Genomic DNA, 18959 nt, shown 5'->3' with positions numbered 1-18959 from the left:
GTCGGCTCTATTTTCAATCCCGGCTTTAACTTCAATCAAGGTACTTAACCCGGATATTTCATAAACGTGCTCCCGGTCACACTTGTCCTTTGCCACTCTAAGGGAGTTTCGCTCGGTCGACCGTACTCCCCGGTACGGTGCTCCCTCACAAAATCCCTTAGAGCGACAAAACCCGACGCGAGATTCGGGGCAGTTTATGAAATATCCGGGTCAGGCTACTCTCCCTCAAAACCCTGAATCGGTTTCACTGCTCCCCAATGATGACAGCGGGGACATTGCCAGTGCATTTCCTTACCGGAAAATCCACACCGGCCACAGGCGAAAACAGGTTTAAGCTCAAGTAACCGGTCCGTTAGATGATGAATCAGTTCCAGTACATTGTCCGACAAATCACCCTGAAACTGACGACGAAGGTCAATCAGCTCATTCAAGCCCCGCAATGTAGGATGACGCTCAAGCTGAGCTGTTAAAAAGTCAACAGCCTGAGACTCCCCGGACTGCCTGAGCAAAAGATGGGTCATGGCAATGATGATGGCAGTACCGGGACGCTCATTCAGGCAACGGCCAAGGTAAGCCCCGAATCCTCGCAAGCCCCCCGAATGTTCAAAAGACTTTTCCAATAATGGCAACGAGAGCGGCATGAAGCTGATATCCTGAACCGATATCCTCTGCAGCACTTTAATTGCCTCTTTGTAGCCCCCTTCGTCAAATTCCATTTGACCCAGCAAAAGGCTGGCCCTGACACTGTTTTTTATCCCGGGAAAACGCCTGACGTATCAGGCGACGTGCATTCACCCGATCATTCTGCTTAAGGGCTGTTTCGCTCTGCTCACAGTAATAATGTGCCAGAATGACAGCAAAGTGCTCTCCCCGGCCCGGCCTCAACCTTTCTGCAACTTCTGCTGCCTTAACCCACTCCCGTTCCTGTTCATAGACACGCAACAATTGCTGCAAGGCCTGGTCCCGCAGCTCATGATTCTGACGACTGAGATCAATCAGAATGGATTCAGCACGATCCAGCAGACCAGCAGAAGAGTAGTTTTGAGCCAGGGCAAGCTGAACTTGAAAAGACTGGATGGAAGTCAGGCTTGGGCGCGCCAGCAAATCCTGATGAACACGGATGGATTTTTCCACTTCTCCGCGCTTGCTAAACAGGTTTCCCAGCGCCAGATAGGTATCAACGGTGTCATTATTGATATCCAGGGCTTTGATAAAGACATCAATAGCCTCATCCGTCTGCTCATTAATCAGATAATTCAGACCGACAAAATAGTCCTTCGACAACTTGCCAGAGCTATTTACCCGCCTTCTCTTCTGATCACGCCAGCCAAGAAAATAACCAATGACGATTGCAGCTAGAATAAGGCCCAGTAACGCAATATCAGGCATCCGTAAACCCTTTAAGGGCACTGGACCTCAACTTTTGGAGTTCGGCGTCACGCCGGGCGAGCTTTCTTCTCAGGCTGGCATTAGCCAGTCGCAAACGGATAACCAGCATCAGGGAAACCAGTAAACCGGCAAAGCCACCCAGTACAAAGGGCACCATAACCAGCGTGGAACTGCTTACGGCCGGCATCATTAACCCGCCCATTTCAAGGCTGATCTGCTCGGTATTGGAGAGGGTAAAGTTGACGAAAAACACCAGTAGAACAACAAACAACGCCAAAACCAGAAGACGTTTGACCCACACGACTATTGTCGTAAAACTGCTCTTGACAAGAGGCAACTCGTAGTTCGCCATAAACTTAATTCACGATCAATCCATTTCTTCCTGTAAGCCACGATTCACCCTTTCCCGCAGCTCTTTGCCCGGCTTGAAATGGGGAACATATTTACCATCAAGGCTCACAGCTTCACCGGTTTTAGGGTTACGCCCGACTCTTGGGGCACGATAATGAAGGGAGAAGCTACCAAACCCCCTGATCTCAACCCGCTCGCCATTGGCCAGCGAATCGGACATTTGCTCAATGATAGCCTTTACAGCTAACTCAATATCCTTGATAGAGAGCTGCGGTTGCAACTCGGCAATCCGCTCAATCAGTTCAGACCGGGTCATCGTCGTTTTTCCTTTCCCTGCCATTCCCGGAATGCCTAAGAGATCCTGCAGACCTTGTTAGACACCGCTTATTGTTCAAAAGCGCCTTAAATAACCAGACTGTTTCTACACTAGCTAACCCACACCGAGAAATCAAGCAACCCTTTGATTAGCCCACACATTTCATAAGAATACCTGCCACTTCCTGTTCCCGGCAGAGAGCGAAGCAATACAATGGCTAAATCTCACACAACCTTTTGATCAAAAAAAACCGCGAGGCAAAAGCACTCGCGGTTTTTTTGCTCTCAGCGGCAGCTTTTCAAACAAAAGCACCCCATGAGCAATCAGGAACAGGATGGATTACTTGTTTTCCATCTGAGCCTTGATCAGATCACCAATGGTGGTCGGACCGGCAGCTTCTTCGTCCTGCTTGGTACGCAGCTCTTTCATCGCTGCTTTTTCATCGGCCTGGTCTTTCGCTTTGATCGACAGGCTGATGTTGCGGTTCTTGCGGTCGATGCTGATGATACGAGCTTCGACTTCTTCACCTTCTTTCAGGACGTTAGTTGCGTCTTCAACGCGGTCAACACTGATCTCAGAAGCTTTCAGGGTAGCCAGAACGTCTTCCGCCAGCTCGACAACAGCCGCTTTGGCAGTGACTTCCTTAACGATACCCTTAACAACAGAACCTTTTTCATTCAGGCCAGCGTAGGCATTGAATGGGTCTTCGGACAGTTGCTTGATACCCAGGGAGATACGCTCACGCTCAGCGTCAATCGCCAGGATAACCGCTTCTACTTCGTCACCCTTACGGTACTGACGAACAGCTTCTTCACCGGTTTCGTTCCAGGAGATGTCAGACAGGTGAACCAGACCGTCGATACCACCGTCCAGACCGATAAAGATACCAAAGTCAGTGATAGACTTGATCTTGCCAGCCAGCTTGTCGCCCTTGTTGAAGGAGCCGGAGAAGTCTTCCCATGGGTTGGTCTTGCATTGCTTGATACCCAGAGAAATACGACGACGCTCTTCGTCAATGTCCAGAACCTGTACTTCAACTTCGTCACCCAGGTTAACAACCTTGGATGGGTGAATGTTCTTGTTGGTCCAGTCCATTTCAGAAACGTGTACCAGGCCTTCAACACCTTCTTCCAGCTCAACGAAGCAGCCGTAGTCAGTCAGGTTGGTTACGCGGCCAGAAGCACGGGCACCTTCAGGGAAGCGCTTGGTGATTGCAACCCATGGATCTTCACCCAGCTGCTTGAGACCCAGGGATACACGGTTACGGTCACGGTCAAACTTCAGAACCTTAACGTTGATTTCGTCACCAACGTTAACGATTTCGCTAGGATGCTTGATGCGCTTCCAGGCCATGTCAGTGATGTGCAGCAGGCCGTCGACGCCGCCCAGGTCAACGAAGGCACCGTAGTCAGTCAGGTTCTTGACGATACCCTTAACTTCCAGACCTTCCTGCAGAGAGCCCAGCAGCTGCTCACGCTCAGCACTGTTTTCAGCTTCCAGAACGCTGCGACGGGAAACCACCACGTTGTTACGCTTCTGGTCCAGCTTGATAACCTTGAACTCAAGCTCTTTGCCTTCCAGGTGCGCCGTGTCGCGAACCGGACGAACGTCTACCAGAGAGCCTGGCAGGAACGCACGGATAGTCGCCACGTCAACAGTGAAGCCACCCTTGACCTTGCCACTGATAACACCCTTAACAACGTCTTCAGCTTCGAAGGCTTTTTCCAGTTCCTTCCAGGCTTCCATACGCTTGGCTTTTTCACGGGACAGACGAGTCTCACCGAAACCGTCTTCTACCGCGTCCAGAGCTACCTGGACTTCATCACCAATAGCGATGGTCAGTTCACCGTTCTCATCCTGGAACTGAGCCTTGGGAATAACACCTTCAGACTTCAGGCCAGCATGAACAGTTACCCAGTCACTGTCGATATCAACCACAACACCACTGACAATGGCGCCTGGCTTCATTTCGATTTCTTTCAGGCTCTCTTCAAACAGTTCTGCAAAGCTTTCGCTCATGATTTTTCCTGTGACAGTGTACGCATCTGCAAAGTCTCTGCCATATCAGCAAAAAACCAGCCAATGATAACCGGATAACGTACACTGGTTGTCATCCACACCGCCAGCCGGAGTGGGTTACTTTAATCAGGTTCGAATCTGCAATGCTGGCTTTACGCCAGAAACGAACCTCCAGATAACGTTGAGTGCAACTTATGGCGCACTCAGGTTTGCTGAAGTGGCGAACCCACTTCCCTGGCAGGCTGTCAGGAAAATCCTAAACCAGCCCTCTCAGGCGCATCTGTTCCAGCACCTTGTTGAATACCTCCTGGATACTCATGCGGGTACTGTCAAGAATGATGGCATCATCGGCAGGCTTGAGCGGCGCTACAGCTCTTTGGCTATCTCGCTCATCTCTGGCCTGAATATCTGCCAAAAGGCGATCAAAACTAGCATCAATCCCTTTTTGATGCAACTGGTCATAACGTCTTTTGGCCCGCTCTTCGGCGCTGGCGGTCAGGAAGACTTTCAGCGACGCATCGGGAAACACCACCGTCCCCATATCACGGCCATCAGCCACCAGACCCGGCAGCTCGGCAAAGTCGCGCTGGCGTTGCAACAGCGCCGCCCGAACACCCGGCAGTGCCGCAACCCTGGAAGCCATGGCACCCACCTCTTCCGTGCGCAGACTCGCGCCCACCCGCTCACCTTCGAGAATAATGGTCAGACCTGCACCTGATTCTGATGGTAAGAACTGCACATCAAGGTGGCCTGCCAAAACCTCCAGCGATGATTCATCGGCAAAACCAACCCCATGATTCATCGCTGCCAGGGCGGTTAACCGATACAACGCCCCACTGTCCAGCAACCTCCAGCCAAGCTCTCTGGCCAGCAGGGCTGCAATCGTTCCCTTGCCAGACCCGCTGGGACCATCAATGGTGACCACTGTCACTGGTGTCTGAGACTCACTCACTGGTATTTACCTTTACCACAATACGCATACCGGCTCGATTGGCCAGGCCTGCAAAATCCGGGAATGAAGTCGCCACATTGGCACAGTCAAGAATGCGAATATCGTCCTTTGCCCGCAGTGCAGCTACTGCGAATGACATGGCAATCCGGTGATCGCCATGGCTGTCAATAGTGCCACCGTTAAATACAGGCTTCCCCTTCTTTTCAGAAGCAGCATTACCGGAACCATTGATCATCATACCATCAGACAATGGTTGTGCATCAATACCCAGGGCAATCAAGCCATCGGCCATGGCCTGAATCCGGTCACTCTCTTTCACCCGAAGCTCACGGGCACCCGTGAGCAGCGTTCTGCCTTCTGCACAGGCTGCTGCAACAAACAGCACCGGAAATTCATCAATGGCGATGGGCACCAGACGCTCAGGAATATCAATACCCTTCAGCGGCGCAGAACGCACCACCAGGTCGGCCACGGGCTCGCCACCCACAACGGACTCGTTTTCAATGGTAATATCCGCTCCCATCAGCTGCAGAATCTCAACCACACCAGAACGGGTCGGGTTCATGCCAACATGGCAAAGACGAACCTCTGACCCCTCGGCGATTGAGGCCGCCACCATAAAGAACGCCGCTGAAGACACATCGGAGGGCACATCGATTCGGGTAGCTGTCAGCTTGCCCCCTCCTTTAATCGCGACCCTGCTGCCATTCTCACCATCGACAGAGACCGTATAACCAAAGCCATTCAGCATACGGTTGGTGTGGTCACGAACAATACCCGGAGCAACCGTCACCGTTTCACCATCTGCGTACATGCCCGCCAGCAACAGGCAGGACTGCACCTGGGCCGAAGCCATTGGCAGATGATACTCAATACCCTGCAACCGTGTACCGCCTTTGATCTTCAGTGGTGGGCGACCACCTTCTGAGGTCTCGATGGTGGCACCCATCTGGCCAAGCGGGTCCACCACCCGATTCATGGGGCGACCGGACAGGGAGTGATCACCGGTTAACGTAACATCAAAGGACTGGGCTGCCATCAACCCGGCCATCAAGCGCATGGCAGTACCGGCATTACCGAGATAAAGCGGTCCTTCCGGCGGCTTGAGGCCATGCATGCCAACCCCCTGAATGGTGACCTTGCCAAGATAGGGGCCATCAATCTGAACCCCCATATCCCGAAATGCCTTCAGGGTTGCCAGGGCATCCTCGCCTTCGAGAAACCCTTCAATCACTGTTTCCCCTTCCGCCAGGGCACCGAGCATGATGGAACGATGAGAGATAGACTTATCTCCGGGAACACGTAACTCACCGGAGATAGACCCTCCCGGGCTGGCAATAAATGTCTGGGTACTTTCTTTCATAGTGTCCATAACTTCTTTATCTGAATCTTCACCTTCAATCAGCACTGAGCCCGAAAAACCAGTCGTCATGACAGAATCAGGCAATGGCTTCACCCGCTGTTTCCTGCTCTCCAGCAGAGAAGAGAAATGCTGACGCGCTGATTGCGCACGACTGAATATTCCCAGCAGCGACTGACTGTTTTTCTGCACAATCGCTTCCCGGAGTACCTGAAGGCCCTCGGTAAATTCATCCAGCGCTTCCAGCACCGCCTGATGATTACCCAGCGCCACATCATGCCACATAATAGGATCGCTGCCAGCGATCCGGGTAAAATCCCGGAAGCCGCCCGCAGCAAAGCGAAAAATATCCTGATTATCCGGATTTCCGGCCAGCGTATCCACCAGTGAGAATGCCAGGAAATGGGGAAGGTGGCTGGTCTTTGCCAGAACCTCATCATGATGACAGGGATCCATACTGGTGACCACTGCCCCACAGGCCTCCCAAAGCATCCTGACCTTTGCCAGCGCAAGGGAGTCGGTATTTGCCAACGGGGTCAGGATGACGTCATGGGCCTGAAACAGAGTAGCTTTTGCGGCACCAACACCACTTTTTTCCGACCCTGCAATTGGATGGCCGGGTACCAGCCAGGAGGGAACTTTGCCAAAAACCTCATGGGCGGCATCCAGCAGCGCTTTTTTACTGGACCCCGCATCGGTAATCACTTTTTCAGCAGGAATACCTTCGGACAAGCAGGAAGATAGCTGCGCAAGAACGGGCTTCATTGCCAGCATGGGCACGGCCAGCATAATCACATCAGCAGCGGCAACACCGGCGGAGAGGCTTTCGCAGCCAAAATCAATGATCCCGAGCGCCTCAGCCTCTTCCAGTGAGGCTTTATTCTGGTCATAACCATACACCTGCCGACACACACCGGCAGACTTGACCGCCGCTGCAAAAGATCCCCCGGATCAGGCCCAACCCAACCACCAGCAGTGTATCAACTGTTTTCACAAACGCACTCCTTACGACGACTGGCCAAGAACCTGGCTCAGCGCTTCCAGACAACGACGATTTTCTTCCGGCAAACCAATGGAAATGCGAAGGTGCTCAGGCATGCCGTAATTGGCCACTGGCCGAACAATAATGCCTTTGGACAACAACCCTTCATAGACCGACATGGCATTACGCTTGAGATCGACGGTGATGAAATTTCCCGATGAAGGGATCCAGTCCAGCCCAAGGCCGGCAAACCCCTGCTCCAGAAATGCCATCCCCTGTTGATTAATCTCAATGGACTGCTGCAGATAAGCTTCATCCTTCAGCGCGGCAACCGCACCGAACTGAGCAGGAAGATTCAGGTTAAATGGCTGCCTCAATCGGTTCAGCACATCGGCTATTTCAGGATTGGATATCGAGTAACCGACCCGGGCCCCCGCCAGCCCATAAGCCTTGGAAAAGGTTCGGGTCACCACCAGATTGGGATAGCGGTCAAGCAGATCGATACCATCAGGCAGGTCACCACCCACCCCATACTCAAAATAGGCCTCATCAAGGACAACGATCACCTCTTTTGGCACCTTGCCCAGAAAACCCAGCAGATCCTGTTCACTGAAGCTGGTACCGGTGGGATTATTAGGGTTTGCCAGGAAGACAATCCGGGTATTGGCCTGAATCGCTTCCGCCATGGCATCCAGATCATGACCATAGTTCAGCGCTGGAACCACAATACTCTCAGCACCGACGGCCTTCACAGCCAGAGGATAAACAACAAAAGCATACTGAGAAAAAACCGCAGAACTGCTGGTATCCAGAAACGACTCCGCCAGAAGCACCAGCACATCATTGGACCCATTGCCCAGGGTTAACTGCTCCGGTGCTACCTTCAGTTTTTCTGCCAGCGCCTGTTTTAACTGATAACTGCTGCCATCGGGATAACGGGCCAGCTCTGCCAGGGATTCGGCCATTGCTTTCAGCGCGGCAGGTGGTGGCCCCAGAGGGTTTTCATTACTGGCCAGTTTGACAATATCCTCAACCTTCAAGCCCTGCTCCCTGGCAAGCTCCTCAATAGGCTTGCCTGGTTGATAAGGACTCATTTCTCTTACTCCGGGTACCGCCAGTTGCAGAAAATCACAGGACATAATTTGACCTTCAGTTGGGTTATTACACTTGAAAACGGGCTCACTCACCAGGGCCTGTTGACGTTTCGTTGCGTGCTCAGTGGCTCAGAAAGGCGTCATATGCGCGAAAGACTTGCGCAGCGCGTAGTTATTCTACGCCAAGCACGTCTGACAAAGCAGATGGTGCCTTTCTGAGCCACCCTTCGGGCGTATCAGGCGCCCCTATGACTTCGTTGCGGCATTTTGAAAGGCAACCAGCCTTCCTGCAATGCCGCGCCTCGTCATAGGAGCGCCCTGATACGCTGAGCACGCAACGAAACGTCAACAGGCCCTAAAGACAATGAAAAAGCCATTTCCAACTCGTGGCAATTTTTATTGATTATGGAAAATTTCAGCGGTTATACGCTTGCCGGGCAAATACAGCCTGAAAATGTTGTTATCAGCTTCAACTATTGTCAAGAAGATAATCCCGAGGGGAATTTAAGTACTGACGACTAAGACAAATACAGTCCCTGGTTATAGATAAGTTCCCATGAGGGGCTTATAAAGATAGGCTTTCAGCGTAGGACCCAGCGGCAGATCCTGTACCGATTCTGACAACGGTTGTCCGGTATTTTTCCGGTGTTTAACCAGGCGCGAGCGAATAGCGGTACGGGCGCAGGCCTGAAGTGATTGGGGGTGAAAACTAACCGGCTTATTATCCGAATCGATGCTGTCAAACCTGCCGACCGCTGCCATCAGTTCGTCCATTTTGTCGATTCTGCCCATAGCCAAATGCAAAGGTGTTCTCCTATTCCAATCTAGCGCCTTATAGTTGGCACCCTCAGCCACCAATACTTGTACTTTCTTGCCTGAACCACTAAATACTGCTTCATGCAGCGGGGTGTATTGTGTAGTTCTTTCCCTGGCTTCAAGATTGGCTCCCTCGGACAGAAGTACCTCCATATACCGCAAGTCGGAGCACATAGAGATAGCCGCAAGATGCAATGGTGTCCGTTGAAATTCATCAGCAGCCTCAATATTGGCACCTGCGAACAGAAGCGCCTTGGCCGCCTCCAGTCTGTCATGATGTGTAATCGCACACATTAGTGGCGTTGCTTTATCATTATCCTTGGCCTCAATATCGGCTCCCCAAGCCAGCAGCTCGTTGACAATCTCACGGCTACGGGCTTTGTGCAACGGAGTTTGACCATAACAATCGCGGGCATTAAGGCAGGCATCTGCAGCCAGAAGAACATTGAGAACGTCCGGGTTTTCCGACATTACCGCAAGAAATAGCGGGGTTTTGCCAGACCAGTCCCTGGCCTCAATATCAGCCCCCTGTTCCAACAACGCCTGCACCGATCCCAGGTCACCATTCCCAGCTGCCTTGAGCAGATTTTTGTCCTCCGATGACAGTTCGTCTGCTGCGCCAAACAGAGCATTTGTAACGACTCTCAACAGTGTAATCATAACGACTTCCACATCGTCCAGTGTTTGGTTAACGCCGGGACAAGACTACTTTCTGGATCGTCAGCTCCAGCTATTACTGCCAGGAAGACAGTCTCGTGAGGCGTTTAGGTAATGACGACTGAACTTTTTTTCTGCCCGATCGTCTAAATCAGTCGTACGGCTTTTTCAGTGCTAATTCTCTAAGCCAGGCATAACAATTTAATGCAGGAGCAACTGCTGCACAGCACAGATTATTCCCGGACAGCCTCCCGGAGAGTTTGGCATATTCATTATGCAGGGTGACCGAAAACAAGGATTACCAACCCCTGTTAACAGTCATGTGCCGCTGGACATTGAGCAATGAAAATTTTGGAGACAGTTTCATGATTAATTCAACCGGTCATCAACGGATCCCTCCATCTGATCCACCTGCCAGGCTCCCGGGATTGGCAGACCACGGGCCATCAAGCCGTTATTCGTCAATTTCCCCTTTTGCCGGAAAGTGTGTCGCCGTTGCCGGGGGCGGCTCTGAACCCATTGAGCCAGCATCATCAACATCTGCAATTGCCATATCTGCACGGAGTGTTGAATCCGGCGTTGCCTCTGACCCACTGCCTGCAAAACAACCGGGTGACTTTGTCAAATGGGGAGAGTTGGACCAGCAAATCAGAGAAAGCCTAACGTGCTTCAATGTGTATGTGTTCGCCATTTATCTGAATCTTCCGTTAAATCAATTATATAAACTCGAGCAAAAATTTCCGAATCAGCATGATGCAACTACACCTTTTCATCTGCTGGAAGACTTTTTAACTCTGGAAAATCATAAGTTAACCTATGAACAATGGCTCATAGTGCTGGCGAATACCTCAAGACCAGAACTGGTGAAATTGTATTGTGAAAAGTCGGGTGTTGCCATTGACCAGAGTCAGTTCCTGTCTGGCTGGCCTGCCTGTGTAAAGGCTACAGATAATGATGCTGCGCTGAATCACAAGCTGAATATTTTCAAGCTGATCAAGATCTTTCAAATAGAAAAACGCCCTTTTTTTTATAATATTCCGCCGGCAACATTAGCCTATGCTGCCGGATACCCCGACCTGATGGATGATCAGGATATTAAACAATGCTTTGACGTAGCAAACTTTTATGTAAACACACTCCTGTTTAAGAAAATCCTGGATAAACACGGTGGGAGCATTACCACTAATGAGATAGTTAAAATAATGCACAATCCTGAGATTATGCTCATCAACTGTGCATACCGCCTCATTGAATCCCTGAAAGGCAACACCATACCTTTTTCCGCAGCCATAACTTAAGCTGGAATCAGCAGATTGTCGATCTGACATTCCAGCTTTCAGTGCTTGGGATAAACGCTGAACATTTGGGCCGGGCACTGGGGGTACCGTTGCATATCATCCAGAAAATTGTTGATAGAGATTATAACTTGGTAAGCAATCAAGAAATGTTCGATGATTTATTCAATCAAGCAATCCTTTGCTCACCCCGACTCACACCCGGGCACATTATCCATGCACTGCGGGAAGCAGGCAGTGCCAGTGGTTGTCGCGAAGAGTTAGAAAAATGGATAGAAAAGGATAAAAAATCAGACAAAAGGAATACATGTTTACCCTGGCTAAACGAATTCACTCCTGAAGAGTTACCTGAACTCAAACCACTCTATCGGCCAGAAGATGACAACTCTAACGGGATTGTCAGTTCGCAACCGTTGACCCTGGATTTTTTGCGTAACCTGCCATTAAGCCATAACTGGTTTTTGATTGGTTTAACCATGGGGCTGTCAGGGGATGAGCTGGAAAGGATTGGTTCCAGAACGATCTTTGAAAACGGTGCGCCAGACAAAAAAAGGCTGAGCCTTGCAGCTCCGGAATTATCCCGAACACTGGTTCTAAAGAGGTTGGAAACAGGTCATCTTTACCAGGCACTGAAGATTCTGGATGATCAGGCAACACTGGCTTACTTTCCAAAGCATTCGGATGACCAACCTGAAAAAAAATTACCCGGGAAGATCGCTAAAGCCACCAGACAGGGACAATTAATGGCCCGGGTTGTTCCTTATTTCGGTTCGGAAAGCATAAAATTTCTCAACGCTATGATGAGCACAGTTGCAACAAGTCGAATTACTTTCAAATCATTGAAAAGGCCACCCACTGTCAATCCAGCTACTGAACCGCCCCCCCCCCGAAGTCAGTAAAAACAGAGCCTTCCATTGCTAATGCAAACAACGTCGCCCCGATGCTTGAACGGAGTGTCATCTCCGGCACTGAATATTCCCGGTTGCCTGACACACCACTGGACGGCACTGTATACTGGAATAATTTGGGCGATAAATTTACCCGGGGCATATCACCCGAGGACCAGGTACTGTTTGCCATATATCTGGGATTTCCAATAGCCGATATTGCCAACATTTTAGAAACTGCAAGTCATCAGCAATATGCACATGCTAACTATTTATCCCTGCCTGTCGTCAATCGACAAGATAAAGCAATCATGAAAAAACTGCTGATAACCCATAAAAAACTGCATACAATGCTGTTGGGTATTTCAAGATTTGATCTGGTTAATTTGCACTGTAAAATTTTTGGTATTGTATTTGACCAGAGTCGGCTCGGGACTCAATCGCCTCCCTTTGTAGAGACTGTTGATGCCAATGCTGAGCTGGATTATCAGCTGGATTTCTTCAAGTTACATAAGATCGTCAAAAAAGATGACTATCAGGTTTGCACAGTTCCGGAGGCAACAATTGCCTTTGCGGCCGGATATCCGGAACTGATGATGGATCAGGATCTGCAATCTATCCCAAAAAGAGTCAACCGATTTTCAACCATGATTTTGCTGAAGAGGATTCTGGACAAACAAGGGGGGGTCATGACCACAAATGAGCTGGTAAAAATAATGAGCCACCCTGAGATTATGGCCATCCGTTGTGCACATCGTTTCATTGAGGCCTTAAGAGGTCACCCAGTAACTTTTAGCCTTGTAAATGAAGGCAATTTGTCTAGACAAATGCTTTGTTTGGCTGACGGAATTGCAAAGATCAAGATACCTGCTGACGCCATTGGTAATGCCCTTGGGGTGTCATTGCCAATAATCCAGAGCATTCTCAAGGAATCATTTGTTGATGAAGCCGACCATGATCAGATATACGAACTACTGCTTGCAGCAACTCATTGTCAGCCCGGGCTGCTGACTCCGGCACATATCTTATATGCTCTACGCGAAGCTGCAGGACCCAGACTGGAAGGAAAGTTAAATCGCTACATTGCAATTAACAGAAAGAAATTGTCTTTATTTCTGGAGCCCGGTTCTGAGCAGCCCCCTGCCATCAAACCACTCTATCGCCAGAATGATGACAGCTCTGTCACCACGACCAGTTCACTACCGCTAACCCCGGATTTTCTGCGTCGTTTACCATTGAGCCATAACTGGTTTTTGATTGGTTTAGCCATAGGATTACCCGTGGATGAGTTACGGGAAATGGACCAAAAGACCAGAGATAAAAATAATGAGGTTAAGCAAGCGAAGCAGAGCATTGCAGCCTGTTACCTGTCCCATAAACTTGCGGAACTGGGTAAGAGGGGCGTAGAAACAGGTCACCTCTTTCGGGTATTGCATAATTTGGATGATCAGATAGCACTGCATTATTTTCCGGAGCATCTGTCAGCTGCGCCTGAAAAAGAATTACCAGTGGACATTGCTAACGCCATGGAACAGGCACAATCTGCACTCAAGTTGCTCAACACAGTTGATCAAAAAGAGTTGGAAAAAATTCTGTCTGGTTACAATCGTTATAATCAGATGGAACTAGAGTTCTGGATATAGACCGGAAATGCCTCCCGTGGAAATCCCCAGGTAAGGCAGGTAGCAACCTGCCCTGCACTTTGACCGCCAAGCATATTCATTGTGCAGCGTGGTAGAAAAGTCAGCTTATAAGGCTCATCACCGGTCATGAGCCTTTGGATATTTAACCATCATCATCCCTGTCCGCTTAATACAACAACGATCAGAGAACACCCTTGGGGTAAGAACCAAGCACACGGAGGTCATTGGCACGCTCACCCAACTTCTCCAGCACCTTGCCAACGACAGGGTCATCCTGATGACCTTCAAAATCCACAAAAAACACATAGTTCCAGATTCCGGTTCTGGATGGGCGGGTCTCAACCCGTGTCAGGTCGATATTGTGAACATGGAAAGGCTCAAGAATCGCATGGAGCGCTCCCGGCTGGTTGCGCATGCTAATGACCACTGACGTCTTGTCATCACCACTGGGTGGAACCGGCTGATTGCCAATGATCAAAAACCGGGTTGAGTTATCTGGGCGGTCTTCAATTTTCTCGGCAATTTTTTCCAGACCATACATTTCTGCCGCCATATCACCGGCAATGGCCGCAGAATTCCACTCACCCTTGACCCGCTTCGCTGCTTCTGCGTTGGAGCTGACCGCCACCCGCTCGGCCATGGGCCAGTGGGAGTCCAGCCACTTGCGACACTGGGCAAACGACTGGGCATGGGAGTAGATGCGGGTAATATGATCCCGCCGGGTGTTTTCTGAAATCATCATGTGTTGATGGATGCGCAGTACCACTTCACCACAGATCTTCAGTGAAGAGTCCAGAAAGCTGTCCAGGGTATGACTGACCACACCTTCCGTGGAGTTTTCCACCGGCACCACACCATAGTGGACCGCACCGGCAGCCACTTCCCGGAATACCTCATCAATGGCCGCCATAGGCACGCAAACCGCAGAGTGGCCGAAGTGCTTCAGGGAAGCCTGCTGGGTAAATGTGCCTTCCGGCCCCAGAAAAGCCACCTTGACCGGATCTTCCAACGCCAGACAGGCAGACATGATTTCACGGAACAGACGGGCCATCTCTTCGTCATTCAAAGGCCCGTCATTTTTCTTCATGATATTACGAAGTACCTGAGCTTCGCGCTCAGGTCGGTAAAACACAGCAGAGGGGTCAGCTTCTGTTTTTACACGGGCCACTTCCTGGGCACATCGCGCACGTTCGCTGATCAGATCAAGGATTTGCTGATCCAGCGAATCAATTTGAATTCGCAACTGCCCCAACTTCTCTTCTGCCATTATCCATACCGCCGTTCAAATTCTTTCATGAAGTCAATAAGAGCATCCACATGCTGCTCTGGCACTGCATTATAGATACTTGCCCGCATACCGCCTACCGCCTTGTGCCCTTTCAGGTAACGAAAACCTGCCTGTTCGGACTCGGCAAGGAACGTTGCATCCAGTTCCGGGTTGATCAGTGTAAACGGCACATTCATGCGGGAGCGCCACTTTGGGTCCACCGGGTTCTGATAAAAACCGGAGCCATCAATCTGAGCGTACAGCTTGCTGGCCTTGCGCTCATTGAGCGCATTGATCGCTGCAAGCCCACCCTGTTTTTTCAGCCATTTAAAGACCAGACCGGCAAGGTACCAGGCAAAGGTTGGCGGCGTGTTGTACATGGAATCATTGCCCGCTTGCAGCTTATAGTCCAGCACCGCAGGACACATCAATGAACCGCGCTCCAACAGGTCTTCACGAACAATCACTACGGTAAGACCGGCCGGGCCAATATTCTTCTGGGCACCGGCATAAATAACACCAAACTTGCTGACATCCAGCGGGCCGGACAAGATATTGGAAGACATATCCGCCACCAGCGGCACATCACCGGTCTCCGGTATAAATGAAAACTCAAGACCACCGATGGTCTCATTGGGCGTGTAGTGCAAATAAGCGGCATCTTTACTTATCCGCCACTGGTCTTCGGCAGGCATCGCATTAAAGCCTCTGTCCTTGCCATCAGCAACAATATTCACATCCAGGTAGCGCTGGGCTTCTTTAATAGCTGACTGGGCCCAGTAACCACTGTTGACATAGTCAGCAAAAACCTTGTCTCCCTTAAGGTTCAATGGCACCGCCGCAAACTGCCCCCGGGCTCCCCCTTGCAGAAAAAGCACCTTGTAGTTATCAGGGATCATAAACAGATCACGCAGGTCTTTTTCGGCCCCATGGGCAACCGCGAGAAACTCCTTGCCCCGATGACTCACTTCCATTACCGAAGCGCCCACGTCCTGCCAGTTCATCATCTCATCCCGGGCCTGCTGCAGCACCTCATAGGGAATCGGTGCAGGTCCGGCTGAAAAGTTGTAAACCCGATTATCCAGCTGCGCCAGAACATCATTTACACCATCTGTTACACAAGGCTTCACAATGACTCCCTCGCCACTAAACGGCGGTTTACCCCGGGACAAACTCTCTGACTCCGGGTGAGTAACTGTATCATGATGAAAAACGCCAGCACTGGGCTGGCGTTTTTCAAACTATCAGGATTCTACCGTCCCTTCGCTGGCAATGGGATCATCCTGCCCTTCAGTCTCAAGCTCAGGCGCATCCACAGCCTCTGGCTCCTCAACACGGGCAACACCCACCAGTTTTTCACCGTCAGAGACACGGATCAGCGTAACCCCCTGGGTATTACGACTCAGTGAAGAGACGCCATCAACCCCGGTTCTCACCAGTGTTCCCTGGTCAGAAATCAGCATAATCTGCTCGCCGCTCTTCACCTGGATAGCACCCACGATTTCACCGTTGCGCTCCGTGCACTGCATGGAGATAACCCCCTGACCACCACGGCTGGTGAGTCGGAACTCATCAACGGCAGTGCGTTTACCGTAACCTTTGGCGCTGGCCGTCAGAATCTGGGTATCTTCCTCCGGAATAATCAGAGAGATAATCCGCTGACCTTCAGGCAGCTTCATACCACGGACACCACGGGCTGTCCGGCCCATGGCACGAACATCGGTCTCCTCAAAGCGAACCGCCTTACCACCGTTAGACAGCAGCATCACCTGCTTTTCTCCGGTAGTAATTTCAGCCCCCACCAGGGTATCCCCTTCATCCAGACCCAGGGCGATCAGGCCGGAGGAGCGTGGGCGGGCAAACTGCTCCAAAGGTGTCTTCTTCACCGTGCCATTGAGCGTCGCCATAAAGACAAAATGACCTTCGGTAAACTCTTCCACCGGCAGCATGGCGGTGATTTTCTCATTCTGCTCCAGCGGCAGAATATTAACGATCGGTCGACCACGGGAGGTTCTGCCCGCCTGGGGGATCTGATAGACCTTCAACCAGTAGACCTTACCCTTGCTGGAGAAGCAGAGGATCTGGGTATGGGTGTTAGCCACCAGCATATGCTCGACATAGTCCTCTTCCTTAACGGAAGCCGCTGACTTGCCACGACCACCTCGACGCTGTGCCTGATAGGTATCCAGGGGCGTGGTCTTGGCATAGCCACCGTGGGACAGGGTGACCACCATATCCTCTTCATCAATCAGGTCTTCAACCGTCAAGTCACGACGGGAGCTGGTGATCTCGGTACGACGCTCATCACCAAATTCATCCCGAACCTGCTCAAGCTCTTCCCGGATGACGGCACGCAGCTTCATTGGGTCACAGAGGATCAGAATCAGCTCGGCAATTTTCTCCAGCAGCTCACGGTATTCAGACAGCAGCTTCTCATGCTCAAGACCGGTCAGTCGGTGCAGTCGCATTTCCAGAATGGCCTGAGCCTGAACCGGAGACAGGTAATAAAGCCCATCCCTGAGACCATAAGCCTCAGGCAGATCATCTGGACGACAGGCATCGGCACCGGCACGCTCGGCCATCTCCATCATATGGCCGGGATTCCAACCCTTGGCGATCAGCTTTTCTTTCGCTTCCGCCGGTGTTGGCGAGTCCTTGATCAGCTGGATAACCGGATCAATGTTGGACAAAGCAACAGCCAGACCTTCCAGAATATGACCTCGCTCACGGGCCTTTCTCAGCTCATAAACGGTCCGGCGGGTGACCACCTCACGGCGGTGACGGATAAAGGCTTCCAGGAACTCTTTCAGGTTGAGCAGCTTGGGCTGACCGTCCACCAGAGCCACCAGGTTGATGCCAAAAACGGACTCAAGCTGGGTCTGGGCATACAGGTTATTGAGCACCACCTCGGCATTTTCACCACGGCGAAGCTCGATCACCACACGCAGGCCGTCTTTGTCAGACTCATCGCGCAGCTCGGAAATACCCTCAATCTTGCGGTCTTTCACCAGCTCGGCAATCTTCTCAATAAGGCGCGCCTTATTCAGCTGATAAGGGATCTCGGTAACAATAATGGTGCTTTTGTTTTTCTTTTCATCGTGCTCGATATCGGCCCTGGCACGAATGTAGATACGACCACGACCAGAGCGATAGGCCTGAAGGATACCAGCCCGACCATTGATAATCGCTGCGGTAGGGAAGTCAGGACCCGGGATGTACTCCATCAGGTCATCAACCGTCAGCGCTTCATCATCCAGCAGCGCCAGACAGCCATTCACCACCTCGGTCATATTGTGAGGCGGGATATTAGTGGCCATGCCCACCGCGATACCGGCCGAGCCATTCACCAGCAGGTTAGGGACACGGGTGGGTAAAACGGCAGGAATCTGCTCTGTGCCATCGTAGTTAGGCACATAGTCTACGGTTTCCTTGTCGAGATCCGCCAGCAACTGATGGGCGATCTTGTCCATCCGGATTTCCGTGTAACGCATCGCTGCGGCGGAGTCACCGTCAATGGAGCCGAAGTTGCCCTGACCATCAACCAGCATGTAGCGCAGGGAAAATGGCTGCGCCATCCGGACAATGGTGTCATAGACTGCAGAGTCGCCGTGGGGATGGTATTTACCGATCACATCCCCGACCACACGGGCAGATTTTTTGTAAGGTTTGTTCCAGTCGTTGCCCAGTTCGCTCATGGCGAACAGTACGCGCCGGTGCACGGGCTTGAGCCCGTCACGTACATCAGGCAGGGCACGACCAACGATGACACTCATGGCGTAGTCCAGATAGGACTGCTTGAGTTCATCTTCAATATTTACCGGGAGAATCTCTTTGGCAATTTCAGTCATGGAAACCCAGTCGTCCTTTTGCTTACGGCCAACAGATAGCGGTCAGCATCCATCCCAGTTCTGTGGACCAGGACACCGATAAT

General features: G+C 51.2%; 15 protein-coding genes. 3 read left to right on the top strand and 12 right to left on the bottom strand.

Annotated features, from left to right (window positions below; all coding sequences use genetic code 11):
• Positions 1 to 215: 215 nt before the first annotated feature.
• The 9 genes from O3276_RS00915 to O3276_RS00875 all read right to left on the bottom strand — a co-directional run bounded on the left by O3276_RS00915 (position 216) and on the right by O3276_RS00875 (position 9939).
• Complete coding sequence (locus O3276_RS00915) at positions 216 to 716, bottom strand: hypothetical protein (RefSeq protein ID WP_269673947.1); 501 nt, start codon at positions 714 to 716, stop codon at positions 216 to 218.
• Positions 706 to 1389 carry a hypothetical protein gene (locus O3276_RS00910; protein WP_269673946.1) on the bottom strand — a complete coding sequence of 228 codons (684 nt, stop codon included), beginning with the start codon at positions 1387 to 1389 and terminating at the stop codon, positions 706 to 708. The genes O3276_RS00915 and O3276_RS00910 overlap by 11 nt, the downstream gene beginning before the upstream one ends.
• Positions 1382 to 1741: a LapA family protein gene (locus tag O3276_RS00905; protein WP_101749092.1), complete on the bottom strand. Its 360-nt coding sequence runs from the start codon at positions 1739 to 1741 to the stop codon at positions 1382 to 1384. Before O3276_RS00905 ends, O3276_RS00910 begins: the two co-directional genes overlap by 8 nt.
• Before the next feature lie 15 nt (positions 1742 to 1756).
• Positions 1757 to 2056 carry an integration host factor subunit beta gene (gene ihfB / locus O3276_RS00900; protein ID WP_101749091.1) on the bottom strand — a complete coding sequence of 100 codons (300 nt, stop codon included), beginning with the start codon at positions 2054 to 2056 and terminating at the stop codon, positions 1757 to 1759.
• Positions 2057 to 2395: 339 nt separating this feature from the next.
• A complete protein-coding gene (rpsA, locus tag O3276_RS00895) occupies positions 2396 to 4075 on the bottom strand; it encodes a 30S ribosomal protein S1 (protein WP_101749090.1) in 1680 nt (559 codons plus the stop codon).
• A 256-nt stretch (positions 4076 to 4331) separates the two neighbouring features.
• Positions 4332 to 5027 carry a (d)CMP kinase gene (gene cmk / locus O3276_RS00890; RefSeq protein WP_269673945.1) on the bottom strand — a complete coding sequence of 232 codons (696 nt, stop codon included), beginning with the start codon at positions 5025 to 5027 and terminating at the stop codon, positions 4332 to 4334.
• A complete protein-coding gene (locus tag O3276_RS00885; RefSeq protein ID WP_332328165.1) occupies positions 5020 to 7287 on the bottom strand; it encodes a bifunctional prephenate dehydrogenase/3-phosphoshikimate 1-carboxyvinyltransferase in 2268 nt (755 codons plus the stop codon). Before O3276_RS00885 ends, cmk begins: the two co-directional genes overlap by 8 nt.
• A 105-nt stretch (positions 7288 to 7392) precedes the next feature.
• On the bottom strand, positions 7393 to 8508 hold the full coding sequence (gene hisC, locus O3276_RS00880) for a histidinol-phosphate transaminase (protein WP_269675915.1): 1116 nt from the start codon (positions 8506 to 8508) through the stop codon (positions 7393 to 7395).
• Positions 8509 to 9003: 495 nt separating this feature from the next.
• Positions 9004 to 9939 carry an ankyrin repeat and SOCS box protein gene (locus tag O3276_RS00875; protein ID WP_269673944.1) on the bottom strand — a complete coding sequence of 312 codons (936 nt, stop codon included), beginning with the start codon at positions 9937 to 9939 and terminating at the stop codon, positions 9004 to 9006.
• A gap of 362 nt (positions 9940 to 10301) precedes the next feature.
• Here O3276_RS00875 and O3276_RS00870 point away from each other — a divergent pair, with 362 nt between their 5' ends.
• The 3 genes from O3276_RS00870 to O3276_RS00860 all read left to right on the top strand — a co-directional run bounded on the left by O3276_RS00870 (position 10302) and on the right by O3276_RS00860 (position 13761).
• On the top strand, positions 10302 to 11234 hold the full coding sequence (locus O3276_RS00870; protein ID WP_269673943.1) for a hypothetical protein: 933 nt from the start codon (positions 10302 to 10304) through the stop codon (positions 11232 to 11234).
• 146 nt (positions 11235 to 11380) lie between these two features.
• Complete coding sequence (locus tag O3276_RS00865; protein ID WP_269673942.1) at positions 11381 to 12130, top strand: hypothetical protein; 750 nt, start codon at positions 11381 to 11383, stop codon at positions 12128 to 12130.
• 581 nt (positions 12131 to 12711) lie between these two features.
• Positions 12712 to 13761, top strand: coding sequence for a hypothetical protein (locus tag O3276_RS00860; RefSeq protein WP_269673941.1), 1050 nt, complete (start codon positions 12712 to 12714; stop codon positions 13759 to 13761).
• 181 nt (positions 13762 to 13942) lie between these two features.
• Here O3276_RS00860 and pheA read toward each other — a convergent pair whose 3' ends face one another.
• The 3 genes from pheA to gyrA form a co-directional block, all read right to left on the bottom strand.
• Positions 13943 to 15028, bottom strand: coding sequence for a prephenate dehydratase (gene pheA, locus O3276_RS00855; protein ID WP_269673940.1), 1086 nt, complete (start codon positions 15026 to 15028; stop codon positions 13943 to 13945).
• The gene (gene serC, locus O3276_RS00850) at positions 15028 to 16158 is read right to left on the bottom strand and encodes a 3-phosphoserine/phosphohydroxythreonine transaminase (protein WP_269673939.1); all 1131 of its coding nucleotides are present in this window, start codon (positions 16156 to 16158) and stop codon (positions 15028 to 15030) included. The genes pheA and serC overlap by 1 nt, the downstream gene beginning before the upstream one ends.
• Before the next feature lie 114 nt (positions 16159 to 16272).
• Positions 16273 to 18876, bottom strand: a complete 2604-nt coding sequence (gene gyrA, locus O3276_RS00845; protein ID WP_269673938.1) for a DNA gyrase subunit A — start codon at positions 18874 to 18876, stop codon at positions 16273 to 16275.
• Positions 18877 to 18959 lie beyond the last annotated feature (83 nt).

The organism is Endozoicomonas sp. GU-1, from assembly GCF_027366395.1.
Taxonomy (GTDB): domain Bacteria; phylum Pseudomonadota; class Gammaproteobacteria; order Pseudomonadales; family Endozoicomonadaceae; genus Endozoicomonas.
The sequence above is the reverse complement of the archived record's forward strand: the minus strand, read 5'-3'. Positions and strand labels throughout refer to the sequence as shown.